Genomic DNA, 22,807 nt, shown 5'->3' with positions numbered 1-22,807 from the left:
AAATTCCAGATTTATGTTAGGGGTGCTGAATAGTTACGACGTATTTATGAAAATAACAACAATCATTATCAAAACCCCGGATGGCTATCACCTTGCCGGTACCGAGTTTCTGCCTGAACAAACCAATGGGATTGGTGTAATTATCAATGGTGCCACCGGTGTTTTGCGCAGGTATTACCAGGATTATGCCGAGTTCTTATGCCAACAGGGCTTTACAGTGCTGAGCTATGAGTTTCGGGGGATTGGTGAGAGCCAGCCGATTCACAGCGATGCCCCGGCTCCCAGCATGCTCCACTGGGGGCAACGGGATATGGATGCAGTACTGATCGACGTTTTGCACCACCGACAACGGTTTATCAGCTTGAGAAGCTATTCAGTAACGCAGACAGTCATGTCAGAATTCTGAAGCCCGGGGATTACCGAATGAAATCCATTGACCACTTCGGATTTTTCAAAAAAAGCATGAACCGACAGGCATGGCAAGAGAGTGCCGAGTGGTTACTGGAGTAAATGCGGTAACGAAACGCCAACAGGCCCGAAAGGTATAAAACGATTTTCTCACTGAGCAATAGAATGATGCATGAAAAGTTGCTATTACCGACATTACTGCTGGTTTTCTCTTCTGCAACAGCCAGTGAGTTAAAACCCTTTGTCAGTGATGGCTGCAGCCTGTTTCCGAATGGCACATTGTCCCAGCCTGATCAATGGTTGCACTGCTGTGTTAGTCATGATTTTACTTATTGGCAGGGCGGCACCGAAGAAGGCCGATTACATTCAGACCAGGCATTGCGACAGTGTCTCAGAGAATCGGGCCATCCCCGGATTGGCGCTGTAATGTATGCCGGAGTTCGGTTTGGCGGCAGTCCATTATGGCCCACACCGTTCCGCTGGGGATTTGGCTGGGAGTATCCACGTTTATATCGCCCATTGTCTTCAGAGGAGCTTTATCAGGTTGAGACCCTTTCCCGGCAGATGGAGATAATAGGAAAGGAGTAAACTGCTCCAACTGCCCCCGGTAATAGCCATCGCTATCTGAACATTGTTGGCTGGGAGAAACACCCTCAGCGATCGATTGCTTTAAAAAGGCACCGGGTATTGACGGAATACAGCATTGATCTCGCCCAGCACCTCTTTTGATAATTTCAGCTGGTAAGCATCAATATTTTCCTTAAGCTGCGCCAGTGAACTGGCTCCGATAATCGTCGATGTTACACCCTCTGTTTGATATACCCAGGCCAGTGCCATCTGCGCCAGAGACAACCCATGGCGTTCTGCTACCCCATGATAGTCTTCAATCGCCTTGTGAGTCATAGGGGTATTGCGGAAGAGACCATTTCTCTGCTGGAAAGACCAGCGAGAACCCGACGGAATCTGTCCATTTCGGTACTTGCCAGAGAGCACGCCGCCGCCAAGTGGCGACCAGGGCAGATAAGCGACATCATTTAATACACAGGACTCCAATACATAGGGTGAGTCCTTGGCATGTATTAAGCTGAACTCGTTCTGGATAGATACCATCCTGGGCAGATTATACTTCTCGCTCAACCGCACATACTCACCAATGCCCCAGGGCGTATCATCGGAAAGGCCGCAATAACGGATCTTCCCTGCTTTAATGCAATCATCCAGCCCTTGAAGAATATCCACCATTTCCGCTTCCTGTCGCGCTCGATCCACCTGGGTATGGGGAACCATCCCCGGCCAGTGTCTGGCAAAATGGGGAGAGACCCGGTTTGGCCAGTGCAGCTGGTAAAGATCAATACAGTCTGTATTCAGGCGTTTCAGAGAACCTTCCACCGCTTCTTTAATACTCTGACCACTGATTGGGCTGCCATTGCGTATCCACGGCAGTCCCGCACCGACAATTTTCGTGGCAATGACAACCTCATCACGCTTGCCCGGATTGGCCCGGATCCATTCACCAATGCAGCGCTCAGTTTCACCACTGGTCTGTGCGTCAGGCGGAACCGGATACATCTCGGCCGTATCGATAAAGTTAATTCCCTGGTCCAGCGCGAAGTCAATCTGCTCTAACGCCTCATTCAGAGAGTTCTGCTTTCCCCAGGTCATGGATCCCAGGCAAACTTCTGTCACCTGCAGTTCACTGCATCCCAGTTTAATTTTTTTCATTGACCGACTCCCCGGTATTTTTAAGGGTTAATGCATATTACAGTAATAGAAAAACACAATCAGGAGAATAATCAAATCAACACTGCTGACTGGTCCTGGTGAACAGCAAACTATTGCTCGGCAATGCGATAAAGCAGCTTGATAAAGGCGTCTGTACTTTTCTGGCTGGGGGACTCAATCCCGAATTTATTATGAAAATAGATGGACAGCTGACAATCCCTATTGCCCAGCATAACGGTATAACCATCATCCATTGACTTTGCGGTAACACCTTCCAGGAAGTAGCCCCCGGCCACCTGTTCACCCTTGTCCAGAATTCGGGCAAATGCCAAAAGACACTTTTGAATATCGATATGTTGATCCACTGACAGACTCCTTCAGAAAAGCAAGGCCCCCCCGCTTACGTCATTTTCAGGGAGGCATAGAGAAAACAGTGCAATATAAACACCACAAGGGTGACAGTTGCTCTCATGGACAGGTAAGACTTTACCCGTCCATCGGCCAAAAGTCCTGTATAAACGCACTCAATAATCAGTGTTGCCAGATAGCTGATGGCAAGTAGCACCAGCATCTGATGATTCGCCAGTCCTGCCAGAAGCCCTCCGAATACCGAGAGTGCAATGAAATTACTGCCCAGTACTTTAACAATGTTTCTGGATTGATTCTCACTGTAGACTGCCTGCCCCCATAAAGAACCGGCCATAAAGCCGCTGATAACGACGGAATAAATAATGAACAGTTGCTCCCCTGTGTTATCAAGCAGAGACTGACCCCTGATGGATAGAGACAACGTAATAATAAAAGGCATTATCCCAAGCCAGGCGAGCCAGTACATGAGTCGTTGAAAGCGATCCACCGGGTTCTCCTTTGGTCTCACAGTTTGGTCTCACAGTGATGTCTAAACATTCAATCTCACAGGTATAGGGCTTATTTGCCAGTGAAGCACAGATATGCCTTATCTGTACGAATGGTCAGATTGACTGGATCAGGTCATATCATTGCTTCGGGTTTATTAATGCTGAATGAATGTGTTAGCCTGAAACGGATACGAATCAGAATAATAGAGCCGATAAAATGATTAACCAAACGACCTTTATGGTCTTAGCAGCCTGCCCGGTTACAGAGAACTCTGCTCAGCGAATGCGTTGATCGTGAGTGTGAATGGCCCGTCAGGTTGACCTTTATCAGGGACTGATAAACGGGAGCCTCTGTCGTGTATATTCTGCGGTTGAATACTGCTGGCCAGCCTGTTGAGTGGCTTACCTGGCAGGAAACAGTATGCCTCTACTCAAGAGAGTTGGTTCACTGGAGTCTGGGAGATATTATTTACCGGATCCATGGCGGCTATAACCGATGGCATGGAGATCGAACGATTATCGAACTCCCCAGTATCGTTGCCTGTGGCGGTAAACGGCTTTTTCCCTGCCGAAACAATCCAGCCCTTAGCAATTACTCGCTGTTTGAAAGAGACAATCATCAATGCCTGTATTGTGGCCGTTTCTTCAAAGCAAGAGAGCTTACCCGGGATCATATTTTGCCAAAATCCAAAGGAGGCGTTGACGACTGGATGAACGTTGTTGCTGCTTGCCGACGCTGCAACCAGTTTAAAGGTGACAAACTGCTGGAAAACTCCGGGATGTCACTGATCGCCCTGCCCTATCGCCCCAATGCTGCCGAATATCTTGCCCTGGTCAACAGCCAGCGAATCCTGCCGGATCAGGCGGACTATCTCAGAACCCAGTTTTCCAAAAACTGTCGCTGGAAAAGCCGTAATCGCAATACCCCATCCGGTATATTGCAACCCATTTAAATCGTCAGCTGAAGCCCCTGTCTATGTGCAGGGCTCCGGTGTAAACTCCCCGCCCTGTTCAATTTTTGTAGTGGAATCAGCAATGCCCCTGAATCTCGACAACGATGGCTACCTGGCCAACCTTGACGAATGGAATACAGAAGCTGCCACAGAGCTGGCGGCGCTTGAGGGTATAGTGCTCACTGAAGCGCACTGGGAAGTGATTTATGCGCTGCGGGCGTTCTATCAACAATATGAACTGGCCCCCAACCAGCGGCCTTTTGTTAAGCATATTGCCAATACCCTTGGCAAAGACAAAGGGAACAGCCTCTATCTAATGACGCTTTTTCCTGAAAGCCCGGCCAGAGTTGCTGCCCGAATTGCCGGACTGCCCCGTCCTACCAACTGCTTCTGACCGTCAAAGAAGCCATTCTGCCGGGAAATAGAAGAAATACTCACATCTGGAATATGGGCAGATGGAAACCAAACCGCGACATAGTCCTAGTGATTGATGACAGTGACACCAGCCACTGCTCAACAGAACACGGTCGGTTCTCAATACATTATTTTTCCAGGCTTACCAGTTGATCAACATCCTCCTTGAGTCTTGTAAAGCCAACGGCTTCCACAGCCTCCAGATAACCAGGATCACTTTCGCTCTTGCCCTGGAGCAGGTTGGCAGCAATTCTTCCGTAGGTCATGGCACCTTTGGCACCGACTCCGGACATTCCGGCCATCACCACGAAGTTGCTGTCCATTTCACCGGATGGCGCGACCAGCTGGGAAACAATGGGTACTTCGGTACTGGTCAGGCTGTAGACACAGGAAACATCGCCAACCAGTTGCAGATCCTCATCGTTCACCGGCACCCCATGCATGCGTAAATACCGACCGGTGTTCTCAATGCTCCAGCGCATCTCCTCTTCGGACAACGCCTGGTGCCAGACATCGTCCAGGTTGTTGATGTCACTGCGCTGGAAATGGCCACCAATCTTGATGACCGGATTTCCATTAGCATCTGAAGATTCAAACATGGAATAAAAACTACCCTCCCGGGTACCAGCGGAGCTGTTAATCACCGGATAGGCCCGTCTCAGTTGACTGCGGGCGTGATCATCAAGTTGATGATACTTCGCCGGACTGATCTGCAGGAACGCAAGAAATACCCGCTTTGGCGTGATCAGTTTATCCATGTAGGGTGCCAACTCAGATAGCAATGGGCCGGTGTAAGGGCCCGCAGCGCTGACGATCTGACTGGCTGTCAATGTCCTTTCAGAACCTTGCGAATCTTTGGTGGCAATAAGATAGTGGTTACCCTGCCGTTGGATATCGCTAACGGAAGCATTGTAAACAATTGTGCCCCCTTTCAGTTTAATGGCCTTGTGCAACAGTGAAATCAATGCTTCAGGATTAAGGGTGCCAGAGTGTTCATTGAATTCACGATGCAGAAAAACCCCCTCCGGCAGCTGGACACCAAACATTTCCATTCCCTCCTCCGGCGTTAGAGCTAATTTGTAGTCCACCTTTTGTCGTTCAGAGGAAGCAATAATGGCATCAGCCGCTTTCAGCGGCCTCATATAATTGACGGGTGTTGTTTGGTAGACAGCAGACATCGAGGCATCGTAGCCCTGATTACCGAGATAGTTGACCAGCGTTGCTGTTTCATGAACCGAACGGTTGTGGAGGTAAGACCAAAGATCCCTGCCCAGGTTGTTGCTTCTGGCAATACGTGTCAGCCCTTTGCTGGAACCCTGACTGTATTCACGATCCTGTTTTTCCAGCAGGATAACCTCTTTGCCGTCCCGGGCCAGCTGCCAGGCAGCGGCGCTACCCATCAGTCCACCACCAATAACGACAACGGTGTAGTCCTTTTCAGCGGTTGTATCCCAAGCCTGGAGCTGACCACTGAAGAAGGCAAATATCGATGTGAGAACTAAAGAGAATATGGTCATATTTCCTCCATGAAACGGATATTAAGGTTAATAATGAGTTGGACAGTCCGTCCAACAAAAGGTTCCATCGACGGGCATTTATTTTGCTGTAGTCAGCACTCCGCCTAGGAGACTGTCCGAGAATAGCGCCCGTAGCGAGGATGGCAGAAAATTGAGGATAAAAATTTCGTTTTGTGAGGTGAATAGCGGGGCTATTTGCCGAACAAAACGGAATTTTTAGACCAATTTGCTGCCACCGCAGTAGGGCGGTCTATTCTCGGACAGCCTCCTAGTGGGTATCAGCATTAATTTCCCGCCATTACCACTTTGCAGGCTCCATAAAGTGGAGCGATAAACTGAGCGTACCGTACAAACTCCCAGAATGTCGGCTGCCAGCTTCTCAGTTCAACTTGCGGTGGAGTTGTGACGGTAATATCCAGGCTTTTAAGGGAGAAACTGCGTGATTCATATCGCCCCGGGCTGAACAAACCCCATAATGCATACCATTGGCAATCCGGAGCCGCAGGCTCTGATGCGCAGGGCTGGAAGTAGAACGGCATATTTTTCAGATTCATGGTTACTTTGAACGTGTATCTGCTATCAGGAGCCAGATAATCTTCGAAGCTCAACGCTTCAGGGGAGAATAACAGTCGCCCCGGATAATAGATGAGCCCGGGTAAATAAGTCCGGTAAATTGCTGCGCCAGTTCCATAATCGAAACTGAGCTGGTAGCGTGTCGAAGCTTTGAGGGTATCACTGGCACCGTTATCTGGCACGGGGTCCACCAGCAGCTGGATATGGTCATCAAAATAGGCGGTAGATTTCAGCCGCTCTCCCAGCCAGGTGGATTGGTAAAGCTGCACTCTGATCAGTGGTGATGTTTCGGCAGACATGGTTGATAACGACAGATCTTTGAAGATGTAACTTGCCGTGTCTTCGACGATTAATCCACAAGGATAGCCCCTGGATTGATAGCCCCCGTTCAGATCAAATGCGCCTCCCCACACAATGGCTGACGACATATCACCGTCAGGGAAGCAGAGAGTATTGGGTGGACTGGATAGAATTCGCCGATCGGTGAGCACCTCAAAACTGACATTGTCAAAACCGTTCAGGCGACATTGCAGGGAGCCAGGCATCCACAGATTATTAATGCGTCTGTGAATTTGGTAGGCATTCTTTGGGTCATCAATATTCAGCGATGGATTCAGCTGACCCGATGGCGAGCGAGCATTGCTGACCGACAGCCGCTCTTTTTCACCAGGTAACAGGTCATAACCATTGGCCAGTCGCCGGATATCCCCGGGTTGGCCAGGATGCAAGTCAGGCGTGTCTTTTTTGACAAACTCCACACTATAGACCAATTTGCCCATACTACAGAAGCTGTGTCCCTGTTGGGCAATATCGGCGTAGCAACTTCGGGCAATGTCTCTGCAATTCCTGGTATCGGACTGACGACGATTTTGTTCGGTAGGCGTTTGTTGATCACATACCCGAACAGTCCCACAGATATCCCGATCCTCAATCAGTTGGCACTTTTCCCACCTCCAGTGAAGGTTAACCGGGTAATACAAAATGCCCTCATACCTCGGAGCCGGAAGGTCGCGCAACCATTGGACGGCCTGATCAGGGTCTGTTTCTTTCAATGCATGCCAGGCAGCTTCATCCAACGGATCCGGATAGCGAGTCCAGGAGTAACCGGCCCTGCCACACTGCAGGTACTCATGTTGTACATTGCGGCTTTGATCCAATGGCAAAACCTTTCCGGGACAGGCAAGGCTGATCCGTGGTCCTGAATAGAAGGGGAGCAGGTTCTTTTCAATACACCGGTTCTCAGGACGGGGCGGAGTTACCCGGCCCATATCGGGTTGGCCGTTTCTTGCCGATGAGCCGCGGTTTGCAGTGTGGGGGCGTTCGTGGTCCCGGTAAGCGGGATGGCCACTTGTCAGCGTAGCCATCCACCCGGGTTCAGGTGGTGGCGGTAAATAAGGGGGTGCAGAGGGTACATTAACCGACGGCCCCGACCCCATTGTAGTAGGAGTGACCGAGGACGAAGAATGGGGGGAGGCATTCACCGGTGTTATACATCTGTTCGCCAGGGCCAGAAAAATAAACGTCTGAGCAGGAGAAGATACAATCTTGCGGGTAATCCTGTGAAGCGCACTAACAGTCCCATATGCGCAATCCAGCGCTGGGCTCAGCCAATGTGCAGGGGAAACGGGTACTTGTGATGAGTTGGCGGAGGTTGCGATTTCTGGTTGGGAAATGGCGGGACTGGCAGTAGTGGTTAACATGGTCAATTCTTCATGACAGTATTTCACATGATCTCAAGAGGATGTGCCAATTATAATTTTCTGACACATCCAACGTGGAATTTTGACCATAGGGAAAAGATTTAGTTCACTGCCAAATGAGGAATGCCCTGAACAGTAAAATCATTACGAAAAATCTGGGAACATATTCTTCAGCCGGTCAGTAGTACGAATCTTTTTCTGTTGCTCAGCAAGAAAGTCGTCTTCATAATGATTCATTACCTTTTCTATAAATAATAAGCGATCATTGGTTTTCACAACCAGCTTCAAGCCTTCATCGTGAACTCTTTGAATAACGTTGAGGAACTGCTCGATTTTACACTTGCGGTTAGCTTTACTGCCGGTCATATCGCACTCCAGAAAAACCACCTGATGCTCTGATTTGGATAAATCACTTAAATGGTGATCGGGCATTAGCTTTTGGCCTCCGGGTAAAAAGCTGGGCCCCACCTGACGGATCTGGCCCACCGGAATACGGAGTTTTATGGCAATCTCATCGATTGATTCCACCTGCTCAGTAATCACGCCTGCAGCTTTGTCCCCTTGATAATGACCCAGTCGCAATAATGCATCATCAGTCTGGACTTCAAGGCTGTCCCACCATCGGGAACGTCGACTGTCTCCCCGTAAATCGTTCAGGTAACAAAAGTTATGGGCAGTTTCGGTCAAGGGATCAATAATGCCGAAATATTTTTTATCGATATGGACAGGATAATTTGAACTGACCATGATGGCTTTGTTTTCAGCCATCACATGTTTCATGGTTTTCGCCAGAAACATTTTGGTGATGCCGGACTGACATTCGGTAACATCATCCACTATCACCAAATCCTTACCGGCAAGCATTTCGTCAACCTTTCTATGCCATTGTTTATCATCACCGCCGAAGTCCAGATACAGGCTACCTGCTCTTTCATCACTTATATAGAGGGTGTTGACACCATAGTGGGCTGCTTTTTTGGCAACGGCTACACAAAGATGCGTTTTTCCTATTCCTGCTGATCCGGTCAGAAATAGTCCCATAGGTTGTTTGGGCAGAGTTTCATCCAGGTTATTAATCACAGCGTGTGTAAACTTCAGGGCAGTCTGTTTCATCTGGTCCTGCTGTGATGAGCCGGTTTCAAAATTCTCGAAGTCGGCAACAAGGTTTTCAATGGGGAACGGTTCAATATGATCCACCGGTTTGGGTTCCAGAACCGGTGTGACAGGCAACGGCAGTTGCTGATGCCAGGCTTTATCATTTGAAAAAACATGTGCCCAGCGCTCAGGACTGAAGCGTATTCCACAGGTAAGACCAACAATGGGGGAGGTGTAGCTCAGGGTATGATCGGTCCAATCTGCATAACCCGTTTCCCCCTTTTTGATAGCCGCAATTGTATCCGTACTCTGTGGTTGATTATAGCCGTCGATCAGGAGGTTCTTGACTTGCTCGAACGTTTTCGGTTCAGCAAAATCATCTGGACCAAATCCCAGATAGAGATTTTGTTCGCTGCTGTTTTGTCCGGTGCATATCAGATTAAAACCAATGGCACTGCCGGTTTTGTGTTTCGCACTGTAGCTCTTAACGCCCTGGATATAGACAATATCCCCCTTTTTAATATCCAGGTCTCCCGCTTCAATGCCCGTTGGATTCGAGATAGGTTCCCCGAACGAAAAAAAGCCAAACAAGCTGCCATAGAGAGGGTTGATCATATCGAACGGTTTTAAAACGCCAGAGGGAAGTGACAAATCTTCACACGCATCTTGAGCCATTGTTTCACTGTTGCAGAAAATCGAACAGGCAATTCTGAACGTTGAAACCGGTGAACCAAACAGGCGGTTGAATTCATCAGTGCCAAGAATGGTTTCAATGGCTCGATACTGGCAGGCCAGCATGGTCGTGGCACAGCCCGCAGTGGTAGGGCCATGAAAAAAAGCACTCAGACACTCACTGGGTGTTTGTCCGTTACTGGTTGCTACAAAGCTGGACTTGCATCTCGCGTCAAAATACTTCGGTAGTGAGTGAAAACCAAGGGACGAAACGTTGATCAGATCTGGAAGATCACGGACTTGATAGTCCTCAGGGTAAAAGACCCCAAGGTTTTTGTTTTCCTCCAATGGTGGCGGCCTAAGTCTTCTTGGTATCGGTCTAAGTCTATTGTTACCGATTGCCTTCACCGGCAGGTAATGCTTTGTCTTGACTGAACCCCGTTCATCGTATGGTGTATTGCTGTGCTGGAGCCAGTGGATCGTTTTATCGGCTAATTGCTCATTCAGGGGCGCATTGCTGTTACTTTTCGGAAAATATTCCTGAGGAGGAGTAATTCTACCTATAGCCTGGAAATGAATATTTATAAGACTATTATCTTTGCGAAAGGATTCTTTGGTACCCGGTAAACAGGCGGCTGGATTGCCTTTGGTAATTCTGAATTCACTAACCTCCTTACTGCTTGCCACGGGTCTTTGCCCACCAGAATCAGGAATTTTTTTCAGGCCTTCATCAGCACCTTGGTTATGGCACAGCTTTTTTTGAGTCAGGGGGTGATTACCACTTAAGGAATGACCACAAAAAGTCGAAGGGTTGCTATTTTGAGCAGCCGTTGCACTAGCCCCGAATTCTTGATGTTTGGATTCAGGACGAACGCATGGTTGATAGGTGGTGGGTGTAGTATCCATACTTAATTAACCTTTGTAATTTATATTAATCCGCTAAAAATTGACATTTAAATTCAGATAGTTAATAGACAAAGTGCAACAATCACTACAGTATTAATTATTATTCCTGCACAAATCATAATTAACAGAATGACTCTAATAAACGAGCCTGCATTTAACTTGGATCAGCAATTGGTTAAAAAGTTCCAACTTTTTTTCTGACAGATACGTCTACAATGATCGCGTCGAATGAATTGCCTGCTGAGGCTGGAACAGCTTCAAGCTTACGGTAAAGAATAATTGACGAGGATTAAAAATTGGATATCAGATCTGGCAGTAACACACCACCCACATTTAAAGAACCACCCACTGAAGCACCACCCCCATATCAAAGAGCTGCAAGGGAAGGTTTTTTGAACGCCTTAGACTTTCTTCCCCGGGATATAGCCCTTGTAGAAGCGAAGGAAATTATTAATCACCTGCTAGATAAGTATCAGATTAGTATTAGTGAATTAGTTGGAGGAGCTGATTCTGGCCCGCGTTTATCTGAACGTAGTGTGAGTGTCCCAACAAGATTATCCCCAATCAGACAACTGATGCAAGCAGATGGAAATACTGAATTGTTAAAAGGTTTAAACATACTGGTAGAGGGATTTAACGAAGAAGTATCTGAATTTGAAAAAATAATCGATAGTAAAAATAAAAAGGAAATTACTGCCAAGGCTCACGGCCTGACCAGAATAGCCACTCAGCTCAATAAAAGATTCTTTCACCCTTATGATTACAGACCTAATTTCGTACAATCCACACTGGATCTTTTCAAGCTTGTTACGATGACCCCCTCTGATTTCAGCCGATGTTCCAAAGCCATCTATCGATTGTTCGAGAGTACTCGTCAGTGCAGCAAAACCGAGTGGCCGACTGATCATCAAAAAAAGGCACTCACTGAATTTTGTGACAAGCTACTCAAAGCAACAGCTCATGAAAACTATGCCCACCAGAAAGATATTGAATATGGACGTAAGAACTATGCCGACCAGAGAGATATTAAATATGTAAAAAAGGAGCTGGAGAAAGGGTATTATCCGGAATCTTCGTCCAATACGGTAGCTAACTTCTGCTCTTCTGTTCTCCTGTTTACCCGGGACGTAAAAGTTTTCCGAGATACTCTGGATGCATTATTCACATTGTATGAATTCACACCATCCGAAGCACCACTGAAGGAGATTCCAGAGGATCTTAATAAAACAATTAATGAAAACGCCACAAAAGCAGATGGGTTTGATAGTTATCGTCAGTAATCGGCGTTCCAACTTTTTTCTGACAGGTTGGTCTATATTGAGCGCGTCGTAATGAAGTCTGGAAACATATGCTTTAGCCGGTCAATAATTCCCGGGGTGTTCTCTTGCCCCCAAATATTTTCATCCAGAAATTTCTGCACATCTTTTAAAAACAGTAGGCGTTTATCGGTTTTGACAACCAGCTTCAAGCCTTCGTTATGTACTCTCTGAACAACATGTAAGAACTGCTCGATTTTATTTCTGCAATAGTGAGATTCATCACCCTTGATACTACACTCCATAAAAACAGCCTGATGCCGTGCCTTGGATAAATCGCTGAAATAGTAATCGGGGCTGAAACAACGGCTTCCAGACAAATGATAGCGACCCACACGACGGATCTGGCACACCGGAATACTGAGTTTTTTAGCGACATCGTCCATTGATACCGATTGCTCTGTAAGCACGGCCGCCGCTTTGCAACCTTGATACTGACCCAGTCGCGATAATGCGTCAGCTGAGTTCACTTCAGGATTGTGCCACCATTGGGAACGGTAACTGCGTCCCTGCAATTCACTCAGGTAAAAAAAGTTATGGGCAGTTTCAGTTAAAGGGTCAACAAAGCCAGGCGTTGCATTTTTGACAGGAATAAGGTGATTTGAGCTGACCATGATGGCGTTGTTACCCGTCATCACATGTTCCATTATTTTCGCCAGAAATAGTTGGGTACACCCGGACTCACGGTTGGCATCATCGAATACCACCAAATCCTTACCGGCAAGGATTTCGTCAACATTTTTATACCATCGTTTTAGATCACCGCCAAAATCCTGCAAGAGGCTACCTGCTTTTGCTTCGTTTATATACAGGGTGTTGACACCATATTCGGCTGCCTTTCTGGCAACCGCCACACAAAGATGGGTTTTTCCTATTCCCGGCTGTCCGGTCAGGAATAGTCCCATGGGCTTTTTCTTGTCCGGTGTCCCATTCAGATTATTAATCACGGAGTGAGTGAACTTCAGGGCAGTCTGCTTCATCAGGTCCTGCTGTGATGAGGCGGATTCAAAATGTTCGAAATCATCAACAAGATTTTCACTGGGGAATGGTGAACCATGATCCACCGGCTTTGGTTCCCTGGCCGATGGTAAAGGCAACAGTGGTTGCTGATGCCAGGCTTGATCGTAATGTGCCGTAAAGCATTCCCAACGAAAAAGACTGAAGCGAAGCGCACACTTGATACCACCAATAGAATGGTCATCAGGCACGATGTGGTCGACCCACTGAGCATAATCTGTTTCCCCCCGCTTGATAGCACGGAGTGTCTCAGTACTCGGTGGTTTGTTATAACCTTCAATCAACATACGTTTTATCTGGTCATAGGTTTTCGGCTCAACGAAACTATCCGGACCAAACCCCAGATAGAGATTGCGGCCACTGCTGTTTTGCCCGGTGCATATCAGATTATACCCCATATAATCACCGGTTTTGTGCTTTGCGCGGTAGCTGTCAACGCCCAGGATATAGAGGATATCACCCTTATTGATATCCGACTCAGACAGCTTCATCACTGGATCCAGGGAAGGTTGTTTCACATACAGAAGATCGTCAAACAGACGGTAAAGAGGGTTGTTAACATCGATCGGATCAGTATTGTTGCTGCCAGCATAAAGCCAGCGGGCAATTCTGAATTTTGAGACCGGTGAACCAAAGATCCTGTTGAACTTGCTGGTGCCAATGATGGTTTCAATGGCTCGATACTGACAGGCCAGCATGGCTGTGGCACAGTCCGCTATGGTAGGACCATGAAAAAAAGCCTCAAGAGACTCACTTGGGGTATGTTTGTTACCCTTTGCGACAAAGCTGGCTTTGAATTCCGGGTCAAAATATTCCGGTAGAGAGTGCATCCCGTAGAGCTTGCTTTTAGACAGTTTGGGAAGTTCATGAACCTGATAATCCTCAGGATAAAAGATTCCCAGAGATTTTTTTTGTGGTTTCAGCCGTTGCTTTGAAGCATCATCTTCCGTCACTGAATATGAGTCTCGTTCAGCGTAGGGTGTGTTAATGAGCTGGAGCCAGTGGATAATGCTGTTGGCGAATTGCTCAGCCAGGGGCCCATGGCTGAAACGTTCCGGGTAGTCTGTGTGAGGAACCTTTATCCTGCCTGTAGCGCTGAGATGATTGAGAAAAATGGGATCATCAATACAGTCAGGGGACGCTTTTGTAACTGGCATCCCAAAGGCCATAAACGCCTCCAGGGCAATTTTATAGTCACATATTTCCCTTTTTTCCCTTTCCAACCAACTGCAGCAGAAACCCGCTTGTGTTTTCAGACTGTCTTGAGCGGCCCTCATCTCAGCCCTGACTTTATTGGGAGCGGCTTGAACACCCCCTGAACAGTAACTCGTAAAGACTACAGGAGAGGGGCTATTAACATCAGCTCCTACATTAGGTATAGGATAGGGTTTTACTAGCGAAACACCTGACAGGTGAAAGCAGACAATTGCTGAGTCCATATTCACGCATTTTCACCTTTACTGACGAACAGAAACGAGTAGGGTTGTAATTGGCTTGCCAGAGAAAGGGCATTAAATTTAGCCGAGACCTCTAATTGAGCCGGAAATTCAGAGTTAATCCAGCCGAATATTTAATATTGATTGTTTCAATACACTTTTAGACTCCCCGTATTCAATTAAGTTCTCCGACATTACAAAATGAAAATCATTCTCTAGAATCAGCTGAAAGAGAAATAGAAGGACTCTGTGAGTATTTCATGACGTGCTTGCAATCGGTACTGACCCGGTTGTTATACCTGTCCGGCGGCGGTTGCAATATATTGGATAATTCAAATAACTATTCAGCAGTAAAGGTAAAATTTATGGAACCAGCAGCTTTGCAACAGCAAATGGGCGGATCTTTAATTCGCGCATCAAATGCCGCATTTGGCATAGAGAGCCCGGACGGGCATGTATATACCGCAGATGACAAACAGGCGGCATTAGGTCGGCATACTGTCAAAAAACTCAATATATCAACAAGCTATCTTGCAGGCATGGCCGCTAAGGGTGGTATTTCAGGTGCTTTGGGTGGTATTGCTGGCGTTACCTTTGTTGGTCTTACCAGAGCCACTGGAGAGTTCTCATGGAAACCGGTGGCCATAGCGGGAGCAGCGGGTGCAACACTGAACGTATTGAGAGCCATCGCCAATGCCAGGCCCATGACACCACTGGAGCATGCCAGCCAGGAACTGGAGCAGGCCATGGAAGATGAAGCCTATCTGCTCAATCATCCGCTGGATCAGCCTGACCATGAATACAGCAGCGATGACTTTTTGGTTATCCAATATATGACCAATAGATACCAGGATTCCTGGAAGTCACTCTGGCTATTATGGGCAGGTATTCACACCTCCTATCACCAGAGTAACTTTAATAACAGCATGAATGAGTTCAGCACTGTGTTAGAAGGTGAATATGGCGTGAAGAAGGAGGATATTAGCAACGTTATTGCCAGTATGGGGGATATCGACTCCCCGGAAGCTGCAACAGAACTTCCGGATTTCAAACGATTGATGACGAAGTTTCCTGTCCCGGAAAAAGACCAGGAAGATCTTGCCAGACGGATGTTTATCTTTAACCGCATCATTACGGAAGGTCTGGACAAGCGCCAGACTCGCCCGGTCAGTGAACTCTACCAGGACCTGCTCAAGACCAGGTACTGCCAATACCGGGAGCGCCTTGGACAGGATAAGATCCGACTGCAAGAAGATGTTTGTATTTTGCGGGGAGTAGAGAGAAATCACCCGGCTCCGGTATCAGGTCCGTCTGCAACCGGAGCTGCTGAAAGCTAGTACATGGTTTCAATGTGATTGATGGGTTCCTTTATTGACCTCCAAACCCCGTTCGTCTTGAGCGGAGTCGAAAGGCGTAAACTCCATCCCCTGAAAACTGTGCCAATCACCCTTCGACTCCGCTCAGGGTGAGCGGAGATTGTACACATCAAACTCATCGAAATAATTTACCAGGAGGCAGACCTGCGAGAGGCTTGCTTTCGGGCATCGCTACAGTCCAGGGATTGCGGGAACAAGTCCGGTCGTAAAAAAAGGCTCTTTGCCGGAGCAAGGAGCCTTTGGGTTAACTTTAAGCGTGTTGGTGCTCAGAAGTAGTAGTTGAAGCGGCTACGGAAGGCGGTGGTTTGTTCGTCCGTATCTTTTATACCATATGCATTTTCAGTATCAGAATAAGAAAGTGCAAACGTTACAGTAGCGTTGTTGAAGTCCATGATCGGCATGGTGTAAGCAGTGTAAACTGCGTAAGATTTAGCGTCTGCGGCATCAGCCTTATTGGTGAACTTGTTAACAGCGTAGGAAGTACCCAGACCAAAAGCGTTCTTATAAACGATGTTGGTGTTAAAGGTGTGCGCTTCCCAAGCGTCTTTAGCATCTTGCATTGCGATGCTGGTGTTCCAAACAAGATCACCAAACGTCATGGTAGTGGTAGCAGCCAGACCGTAACGGTTCGCAAGCTCCAGAACTTCACCAGTATTAATTCCTTTACCATCAACTGTGACAGAGTCGCCACTCACTTCATATTCACCACCGAAGCTGACACTGAAGGCACCATCATCGCTCAAGTAGTTAACAGCTGGACGAACCATGAAACTGTTGTTGTCAGAATCTAAAGTATCGTTATCCCCATCAACGTATTCTCTGGAAGCACCGAGCAAATCTGCTGTATTGCCGTAAACTGTGGAAACTTCGGCTGTCCAGTTGCCCATTTCACTCATAATACGAGCCTGACCAGCGGCATCACGGCGACCACGGGCTTCTTTCGCCATATAGTAGTAAATGCCCTTGCCAATGCCATCACCACCATCAGCGTAGAACAGTGCAACGTCTTTACCCAGTGGAAACAGGTTCATAGCTTCGTAACGACCAATCTGGAATGCCCAGCTGTCTTCACGGCCAAACATGAAATAAGCGTCGTCTACTCTGACAGTACCATCGGTACGAACCAGAGGTTCAATCTTTGCAGAGAGATAAGCGCCGTCTTCACGGGCGGTTTTCCATTCAACCATCAGTTTGATGCGGGAGTCATCATTGAGTTGAGTAATAGTTTCGCCTTTCTTATCGTTATCAATGTTACCTTGGTTTACATAGTCGGCATTAATGCCGTTCTCGTTTTTAAACACATCAAAGTTAATCTCAGCATCACCACCAATGGTCAAAGAACCATCCGGAGAAGTCCAGGCCGCGTTAGCCGCAGATGTAGCGAGAAGAATTGCAGTAGCAAGCAGTGTCTTTTTCACAGCTGTATTCCTGTTGTCTTACGACAAGATGAGGGGAAATATTGGATTTTGGGAAAGCTGCCTGGTTGACAAGGTGTTCAGTATGTTGACTGTACCGTTCACATGCAGCAGCCAGAATCTTTCAGACTTGATCAAAATCTTCCATCCAAAAACTGCGCGCATTGTATCCACTGCAAACTTACAAAAAGTTGACCCAGCTCAACATCTTGCAAATGTTTCATAAGAAAATAGTTAAATAACAAGGATTATTGTTTTTTTTAGTTGCTCTTATGGAACAGTTACATCGCTTTTCGGGTCTTTAGACATTGACAACACACCCAAAATATCAACAAGACTCAATCCAACCCACTTAGTCTGCCAGGGCCAATTAAGCCATATCACGGCCAAGCCTACCCCCTTTCCGCCTATTACTTATTGATCATGGACGTCTAACCTCATAAAGTGCCTCCCCTTCTCATGACCAGCACGGAAGCATCATGAGTTGTATCATCAGTCACCGGGGTCCTTAATGAAGCAAACCAATCACTTTGTCGCTGTAGAAGCCAACATTGCTGCGGGCAAGTCAACTCTTCTTCCCAAACTGGCAGCAGAGCTGGGCTGGGACGCCATTCAGGAGCCTGTGAATGACCCGGAATTTACACGACTGCTTCAGGAGTTCACAGACCACCCAAACGATGCAGTTAAGCGTATTCAGTTTCAGGAGTACATTACCAATCGCCGGGCCAGCATTGTTGAGCAGTTGCCCACTGACCGCAACTATCTGATTGAGCGTTCCCTTTACTCTGATTTGATTTTTACCCAGGCGAACTTTCTGGGGATGGTCAAACCGGATGAACGCTATATGCTGCATTATTGTGAAATCCAGCGCAGACTGGAGGATTATCCGGTGATCAGCGCGGTCATTTATCTCAGAACCGCTCCGAACATTGCCCATAGTCGTCTGATTGAGCGGGCAAGAAGTGCCGAGGATGGAACCCCACTGACGTACCTCTGCGATATCCATAACTATCATGAGGCCATCCTGCCACAGATCTGCCGCTCAATGGGGACACCATTAATAACTGTGAACTGGGATGATTTTGGCTGTGAAAAACATCTGGCAAAACAACTGCTGGAAACGATTCAACCGGGCACGCTGAAGCCTGCCGTCTGTGATGCACAAAACCATCATCTGTGCGAGAAGCATTCAGAACATGGGGACGAACAGAGTGCGCGACTGTCATGATTAAAGGATTGAAAAGATTGACAACCGGAAAGCAGCCAGTATTGGTGAACGCTCTTGACTTAACAGAGCTACAAACATCAGGATCAGAGGATCTTACACCAGCAGCCTTAGTCTGAAGACTTTCAGTCTGACTTTTGTGTTGTGATCTTGCAGATTCAAGTTCTGTTTTCAAGGGTGAGGGTATGTATTCCCAGACTCCGGGATTTGCGTCGATTGCTGAAACGATAAAGTCAGGATCATCTCGAAGCCAAGTATTAGCATACCTGAAAGCTAAAGGATTATGTCCGATTAGGCCCAGCAAATAATCGCGATCCTTCAATAGTTCTTGCTTAACATGAACCAAGAGACCAATATCATCAGCATCATCAGCAATTAAGGTTTCAATAATGCTTTTATCGCTTCGGATTCTTTCACTTGCATGACGCAGAGCATCCGAACACTGTGCGACAGCGGCCCTTACAACATCAACATTATCCTGAAAATCCGGGCTTGCATATTTCAGCTGTTTGCCTTGTTGAGTGACTGCGGCCATGACGACATCTCTGTCATTCTTCAGTCCTTGGCTAACATATTGCAAGTCATTTGGGTGCTTTGCAATGGTTGGTAATACAAGGTCTTTATCATTTCGAACCCGTCGGCTGGCATACTGCAGCCCTTGCTCCAGCAGGACATTCCTGATCTTTTCTTTATGACCCGGAAGTGGCTGACCCGGTGGAACCTTAAACGCCAGGCGGTAACTCCAACAAGATGGTTCGATAATATAGTATTGATCTTTCAAGTCGTCATACACAAGATCAACCAATTGGGTAGCGTTTTTGCCATTTGACAATAATAAAAGATGATGTAAGAGTTTCCTGCGGGTGTCCAGATCAATCTTATCACTCGCAAACATTTTCTGAAGTTGGTCATCCGATTTAATCACCAACCATTTTAACTCTTGGACATGATCAATAAATTGTTGGTGGTATTTGCTTAATAACGAAGAGTAGCTGGAAATTATGCCCGCAAAACTATAGACCAATAAGAAAAGACAATGGTTGAAGGCGAATCTATTGGCTTCTTCTGAAAAATCATTGTTAAGGCGTTGTGCAAGAAAGTTAAAGTTCCACTGATCTCCTTCAACAATGGGTCTGTCTTTGAGGTGAAGATCCAGATTACTCATACCACATAACACAGACAGCAGTTTTTCAAAGGCCTCCTGCATGGTTGACCTTAATTTCATTCGGTGGCATTCGACGATAATTTCTCCTGCTACGGCATTGCAACTCAGCTTGATGCCATCAGCATCCTTATCCAGTTCGACCGCTTTCAGTAACTGCGCCAAAAACCACATGCGTTTCAACTTGCCAGGTTTATCACTGCCATCAGGTTTCTTAAAACTGTCAGAAACTTTCAGCCGCAAGATGCGTCCTTTCCCCCCCTCTGCGTGTTCAAGTAGCTCGATAACGCACACATGACTTCCTAACACCAGATTAACAATCAAGGCATCATCCATACTGACGACAGTCCCTGATTTTCCTATATCATTGAGGAGCTGTTTGCAGGACGGATTTAATAGCGGTGTCTTTACAGCCGAGCCACCCGGAGCCGTGCAATCAACATAGGTGATGCACCGTTCATTAGAAAGCCTGCCCTGACCAGAATCCATAGTGACCGGTCCCAACGCCTCAACAAAGCGTTTATGGAGGGCAAAAATTAACTCATGGACACTCCGGACCTGCTCAGCCTCCGAAGGATTGAGTGCTTCAAGGCTGGATTGTAGCTGATGACAGGCTGACACCCACTGACGAAACCTTCCCACGGGTGGCCGAGATGTTTCAACGGCATGCAGTGGATGAATGATGGTGTTTACCGTTGAGGTGATGGTCTGTTTCAGCGTTTCGAACCGGGTGATCAGCAGCAGTGATTCTGCCAGCAATGACTTGACCCGGTCTGAACTGCTGTCACCCGCCAGCAGCAAGAATGCGCGGTAACCGTCCAACAGTGCTTCAGCTCCATGAATCAGCCGGTTTACACTGTCCCTGGTCTCTGCCACTAAATGTGCTCGTTGTGGCGACATACTCAGTTTTATCGGGTGTGCCAAACAATCCAGTCCACCGCCAGGGGCAAACAGTGCCAGCAGGCGGGCATTTTGATCCGAGAGCCAGTGAAAACCGCTGGCGACCTGACAGAATGTGCCTTGTGGGAGGGACAAATCTTCCCATGACGGGATGTCTCTTGCTAACGGCACATCAGAAAAAGCAGAGGACAGACTCCCGTAACTGACCAGTTTTCTGCTGAGGTCACCGGTAACAATAAAGGCACCGGGCTTACCGTTAAAGCGGGCGCAGGCCAGCGTGGCCTGTTGGCCAACCTGAGCGACCACTGCCGGGTACTGGCCACCAGCCACCATTAAGGGTATTTTTTTCTGTCTCAGGAAGATCCCCACATGGTCATTCCGTCCTCCCGCGGCAACGGCAAAACCCCCTACCCGTTTCAGAAATTCAGGCTCAAGCATCCACTCTTCAGCGTGTTGGGCCACGACAATGGCTCCCTCTGGCATAGTGTCTGTGGCTTGTTTATTGGCCAACCAGAGTGATCCGGTGCAATAGCCTTCACTGACGCCCTCACCACTGGCCAGGGTCTCTTTGGGTATGGGCATGGCAAACTCCATACCCCCGGGAAGCCGGGTAACAGGGCGCACCTGCAACAGGAACAGGCGACCCTGATGATCGATGGCAAACTCCACATCCACGGGGCAGAGCAACAGGTCTTCCAGCTTGGTCACCGCTTGCATGAGTTGTTCAATCTGGTCATCACTGAGTCGATATCCATCACCGTCTGATTGTGCATCAGTATCAATCGCTGTTTCCGAATAGCCGTTATTTTCTGTGTTTTTGTCCAGGATGAAGTGACTTGAGATGGTCCCGCGAATGTATTGGGCGTTGTAAGCACCTTCTTTGCAATCCTTGCGCACAATGTCGATGCGGTGGGGCGTGTTACCGGACTGCCCTCCTACTATGCCTCTGGGCTGACCGGATGTGTACTCAACCCTGACGGTATTATCACCCTGAAGTGATTGAAAGCTCATGGCTACCCCACCATATTTGCAGTTAATGCACTTTTGGATAATCAGTGCCATGGGTTGTGGTATACCCCCGGAACATAATTCAGGCCGGTAACCTGAGGCCATGACTTTAAGGCAGGTGCGCAAAACATCATCTTCTCCCTGAACTTCAGAGAGGTATTTGCCCGCCTGGGCATCGCCGTAGTTATCTTCGTTGATGCCAGAACTGCGGACAATAACCGGCTGTGATCTGGATATTTGGTCACGCAGAGCCCTGATGTGTTTGGCCGCTTCAGAATCTTTAACCTGTTGGTAAAAGTCATTACTGGCCACAAATATTGCCAGACCTGCCAGCCAGTCATTCCTTTTGGTTTGCTCTGAAGGTGGCAAGGCATTGAGATATTTCCTGATGTTCATCAGACTGGTCTCTACCCAAGGTTCACTGGTAATGCCAGAGAGATAGGGAGCTAAAAGACGGGTATCCAGAGGGTGTTGCTCAAGAGCATTCATTACCTCAGCGGTAACACATTGGAATGGTGGGACAGACAATCCTATTTCCTGCATGCGTCGCAAAAACATTCCCTTTCCCCCAAGTTGTTCCCGGTTTGGCGGGGAATGGTTAGCCTGATGGAATGGTGATGACACATGTGAACTGCACAGACGCTTGGCTAATGGATTGTTGACGGCAGGATTGCCACGGGGATCATAATCGTTAATATACCTTCTGGCTGGTCTGCTGCCCCCGTCGGATAAATTGAGGGACCTGGTATCAATATTTGGATTCGTTGCCGGGTTTTGATAACCCAAATAATGAGCTTTAACATGAAACATTTAGAATCCCTCTAACATAAATATCCATGAAATTATGACCAGTGTTTTAGTTTTTGAATGATGGTATAGCCAAGAAACTGTATATGCCCCTAAATTGGACAAAGATATTGTTATAAAGTTCACAGTAAAAAATTAAGTCCATGCTCTCCAAAAGGGCATAAAAAACAGACACTTACCAAACCCGTCGTAACGCATCGAGAAATCGGGCGGAGATATAAGACAGGAAGCCGGGCAGCGCAGGCATGGAATGTTCCGCAATGTGGAACTTTATGCGATAACCAAGCCCGGGCGGCTCCACCTGTTCACTGAGCAATGAATGGTGGAA

14 protein-coding genes and 2 pseudogenes are annotated in these 22,807 nt (G+C 47.5%); 7 read left to right on the top strand and 9 right to left on the bottom strand.

The window, feature by feature from the left end; all coding sequences use genetic code 11:
• Positions 1-406, top strand: a pseudogene (locus CX664_RS06505) (hypothetical protein); the annotation flags it as partial.
• A gap of 167 nt (positions 407-573) precedes the next feature.
• On the top strand, positions 574-996 hold the full coding sequence (locus CX664_RS06500; protein WP_101745950.1) for a hypothetical protein: 423 nt from the start codon (positions 574-576) through the stop codon (positions 994-996).
• A gap of 81 nt (positions 997-1,077) precedes the next feature.
• Here CX664_RS06500 and CX664_RS06495 read toward each other — a convergent pair whose 3' ends face one another.
• From CX664_RS06495 to CX664_RS06485, 3 genes are all read right to left on the bottom strand, one after another.
• A complete protein-coding gene (locus CX664_RS06495) occupies positions 1,078-2,130 on the bottom strand; it encodes an aldo/keto reductase (RefSeq protein WP_101745949.1) in 1,053 nt (350 codons plus the stop codon).
• A 110-nt stretch (positions 2,131-2,240) separates the two neighbouring features.
• Positions 2,241-2,495, bottom strand: a complete 255-nt coding sequence (locus CX664_RS06490; RefSeq protein WP_163372621.1) for a DUF3081 family protein — start codon at positions 2,493-2,495, stop codon at positions 2,241-2,243.
• Between the two features lie 35 nt (positions 2,496-2,530).
• A complete protein-coding gene (locus tag CX664_RS06485; RefSeq protein ID WP_145999867.1) occupies positions 2,531-2,986 on the bottom strand; it encodes a DUF3429 domain-containing protein in 456 nt (151 codons plus the stop codon).
• A gap of 357 nt (positions 2,987-3,343) precedes the next feature.
• On the opposite strand from CX664_RS06485, the gene CX664_RS06480 reads away from it, so the two are divergent.
• Together CX664_RS06480 and CX664_RS06475 are read left to right on the top strand one after the other, a co-directional pair.
• Positions 3,344-3,940, top strand: coding sequence for an HNH endonuclease (locus tag CX664_RS06480; protein WP_101745946.1), 597 nt, complete (start codon positions 3,344-3,346; stop codon positions 3,938-3,940).
• Positions 3,941-4,022: 82 nt separating this feature from the next.
• Positions 4,023-4,334: a TusE/DsrC/DsvC family sulfur relay protein gene (locus tag CX664_RS06475; RefSeq protein ID WP_101745945.1), complete on the top strand. Its 312-nt coding sequence runs from the start codon at positions 4,023-4,025 to the stop codon at positions 4,332-4,334.
• Positions 4,335-4,482: 148 nt separating this feature from the next.
• On the opposite strand, the gene CX664_RS06470 is transcribed toward CX664_RS06475, so the two are convergent.
• From CX664_RS06470 to CX664_RS06460, 3 genes are all read right to left on the bottom strand, one after another.
• Entirely contained in the window at positions 4,483-5,871 is a 1,389-nt protein-coding gene (locus tag CX664_RS06470) for an NAD(P)/FAD-dependent oxidoreductase (RefSeq protein WP_101745944.1), read from the bottom strand.
• A 284-nt stretch (positions 5,872-6,155) separates the two neighbouring features.
• Positions 6,156-7,808, bottom strand: coding sequence for a hypothetical protein (locus CX664_RS06465; RefSeq protein ID WP_101745943.1), 1,653 nt, complete (start codon positions 7,806-7,808; stop codon positions 6,156-6,158).
• Positions 7,809-8,288: 480 nt separating this feature from the next.
• On the bottom strand, positions 8,289-10,817 hold the full coding sequence (locus CX664_RS06460; protein WP_101745942.1) for a DnaA ATPase domain-containing protein: 2,529 nt from the start codon (positions 10,815-10,817) through the stop codon (positions 8,289-8,291).
• 296 nt (positions 10,818-11,113) lie between these two features.
• On the opposite strand from CX664_RS06460, the gene CX664_RS06455 reads away from it, so the two are divergent.
• Complete coding sequence (locus CX664_RS06455; protein ID WP_145999866.1) at positions 11,114-12,097, top strand: hypothetical protein; 984 nt, start codon at positions 11,114-11,116, stop codon at positions 12,095-12,097.
• A 32-nt stretch (positions 12,098-12,129) separates the two neighbouring features.
• On the opposite strand, the gene CX664_RS06450 is transcribed toward CX664_RS06455, so the two are convergent.
• Positions 12,130-14,307, bottom strand: coding sequence for an ATP-binding protein (locus CX664_RS06450; protein WP_180966399.1), 2,178 nt, complete (start codon positions 14,305-14,307; stop codon positions 12,130-12,132).
• A 644-nt stretch (positions 14,308-14,951) separates the two neighbouring features.
• Between CX664_RS06450 and CX664_RS06445 the strand changes: the two genes are divergently transcribed.
• Positions 14,952-15,923 carry a hypothetical protein gene (locus CX664_RS06445; RefSeq protein WP_145999864.1) on the top strand — a complete coding sequence of 324 codons (972 nt, stop codon included), beginning with the start codon at positions 14,952-14,954 and terminating at the stop codon, positions 15,921-15,923.
• Positions 15,924-16,228: 305 nt separating this feature from the next.
• Here the strand turns inward: CX664_RS06445 and CX664_RS06440 are convergent, their stop codons facing one another.
• Positions 16,229-17,380: a carbohydrate porin gene (locus CX664_RS06440; protein ID WP_101745938.1), complete on the bottom strand. Its 1,152-nt coding sequence runs from the start codon at positions 17,378-17,380 to the stop codon at positions 16,229-16,231.
• Positions 17,381-17,888: 508 nt separating this feature from the next.
• Here CX664_RS06440 and CX664_RS28075 point away from each other — a divergent pair.
• Entirely contained in the window at positions 17,889-18,605 is a 717-nt protein-coding gene (locus CX664_RS28075) for a deoxynucleoside kinase (protein WP_101745936.1), read from the top strand.
• A gap of 487 nt (positions 18,606-19,092) precedes the next feature.
• On the opposite strand, the pseudogene CX664_RS06425 reads toward CX664_RS28075, so the two are convergent.
• Positions 19,093-22,482: pseudogene (locus CX664_RS06425) on the bottom strand (PEP/pyruvate-binding domain-containing protein); the annotation flags it as partial.
• Positions 22,483-22,807 lie beyond the last annotated feature (325 nt).

This window comes from Endozoicomonas acroporae (assembly GCF_002864045.1).
Taxonomy (GTDB): domain Bacteria; phylum Pseudomonadota; class Gammaproteobacteria; order Pseudomonadales; family Endozoicomonadaceae; genus Endozoicomonas; species Endozoicomonas acroporae.
The sequence above is the reverse complement of the archived record's forward strand: the minus strand, read 5'-3'. Positions and strand labels throughout refer to the sequence as shown.

Bases quoted from the DNA above. Each gene is read 5' to 3' on its own strand.
- CX664_RS06475 (WP_101745945.1), top strand. From the start codon at position 4,023: ATGCCCCTGAATCTCGACAACGATGGCTACCTGGCCAACCTTGACGAA.
- CX664_RS06460 (WP_101745942.1), bottom strand. From the start codon at position 10,817: ATGGATACTACACCCACCACCTATCAACCATGCGTTCGTCCTGAATCC.
- CX664_RS06445 (WP_145999864.1), top strand. From the start codon at position 14,952: ATGGAACCAGCAGCTTTGCAACAGCAAATGGGCGGATCTTTAATTCGC.
- CX664_RS06450 (WP_180966399.1), bottom strand. From the start codon at position 14,307: ATGCCAGTTACAAAAGCGTCCCCTGACTGTATTGATGATCCCATTTTT.
- CX664_RS28075 (WP_101745936.1), top strand. From the start codon at position 17,889: ATGAAGCAAACCAATCACTTTGTCGCTGTAGAAGCCAACATTGCTGCG.
- CX664_RS06495 (WP_101745949.1), bottom strand. From the start codon at position 2,130: ATGAAAAAAATTAAACTGGGATGCAGTGAACTGCAGGTGACAGAAGTT.
- CX664_RS06465 (WP_101745943.1), bottom strand. From the start codon at position 7,808: ATGGCTACGCTGACAAGTGGCCATCCCGCTTACCGGGACCACGAACGC.
- CX664_RS06470 (WP_101745944.1), bottom strand. From the start codon at position 5,871: ATGACCATATTCTCTTTAGTTCTCACATCGATATTTGCCTTCTTCAGT.
- CX664_RS06500 (WP_101745950.1), top strand. From the start codon at position 574: ATGATGCATGAAAAGTTGCTATTACCGACATTACTGCTGGTTTTCTCT.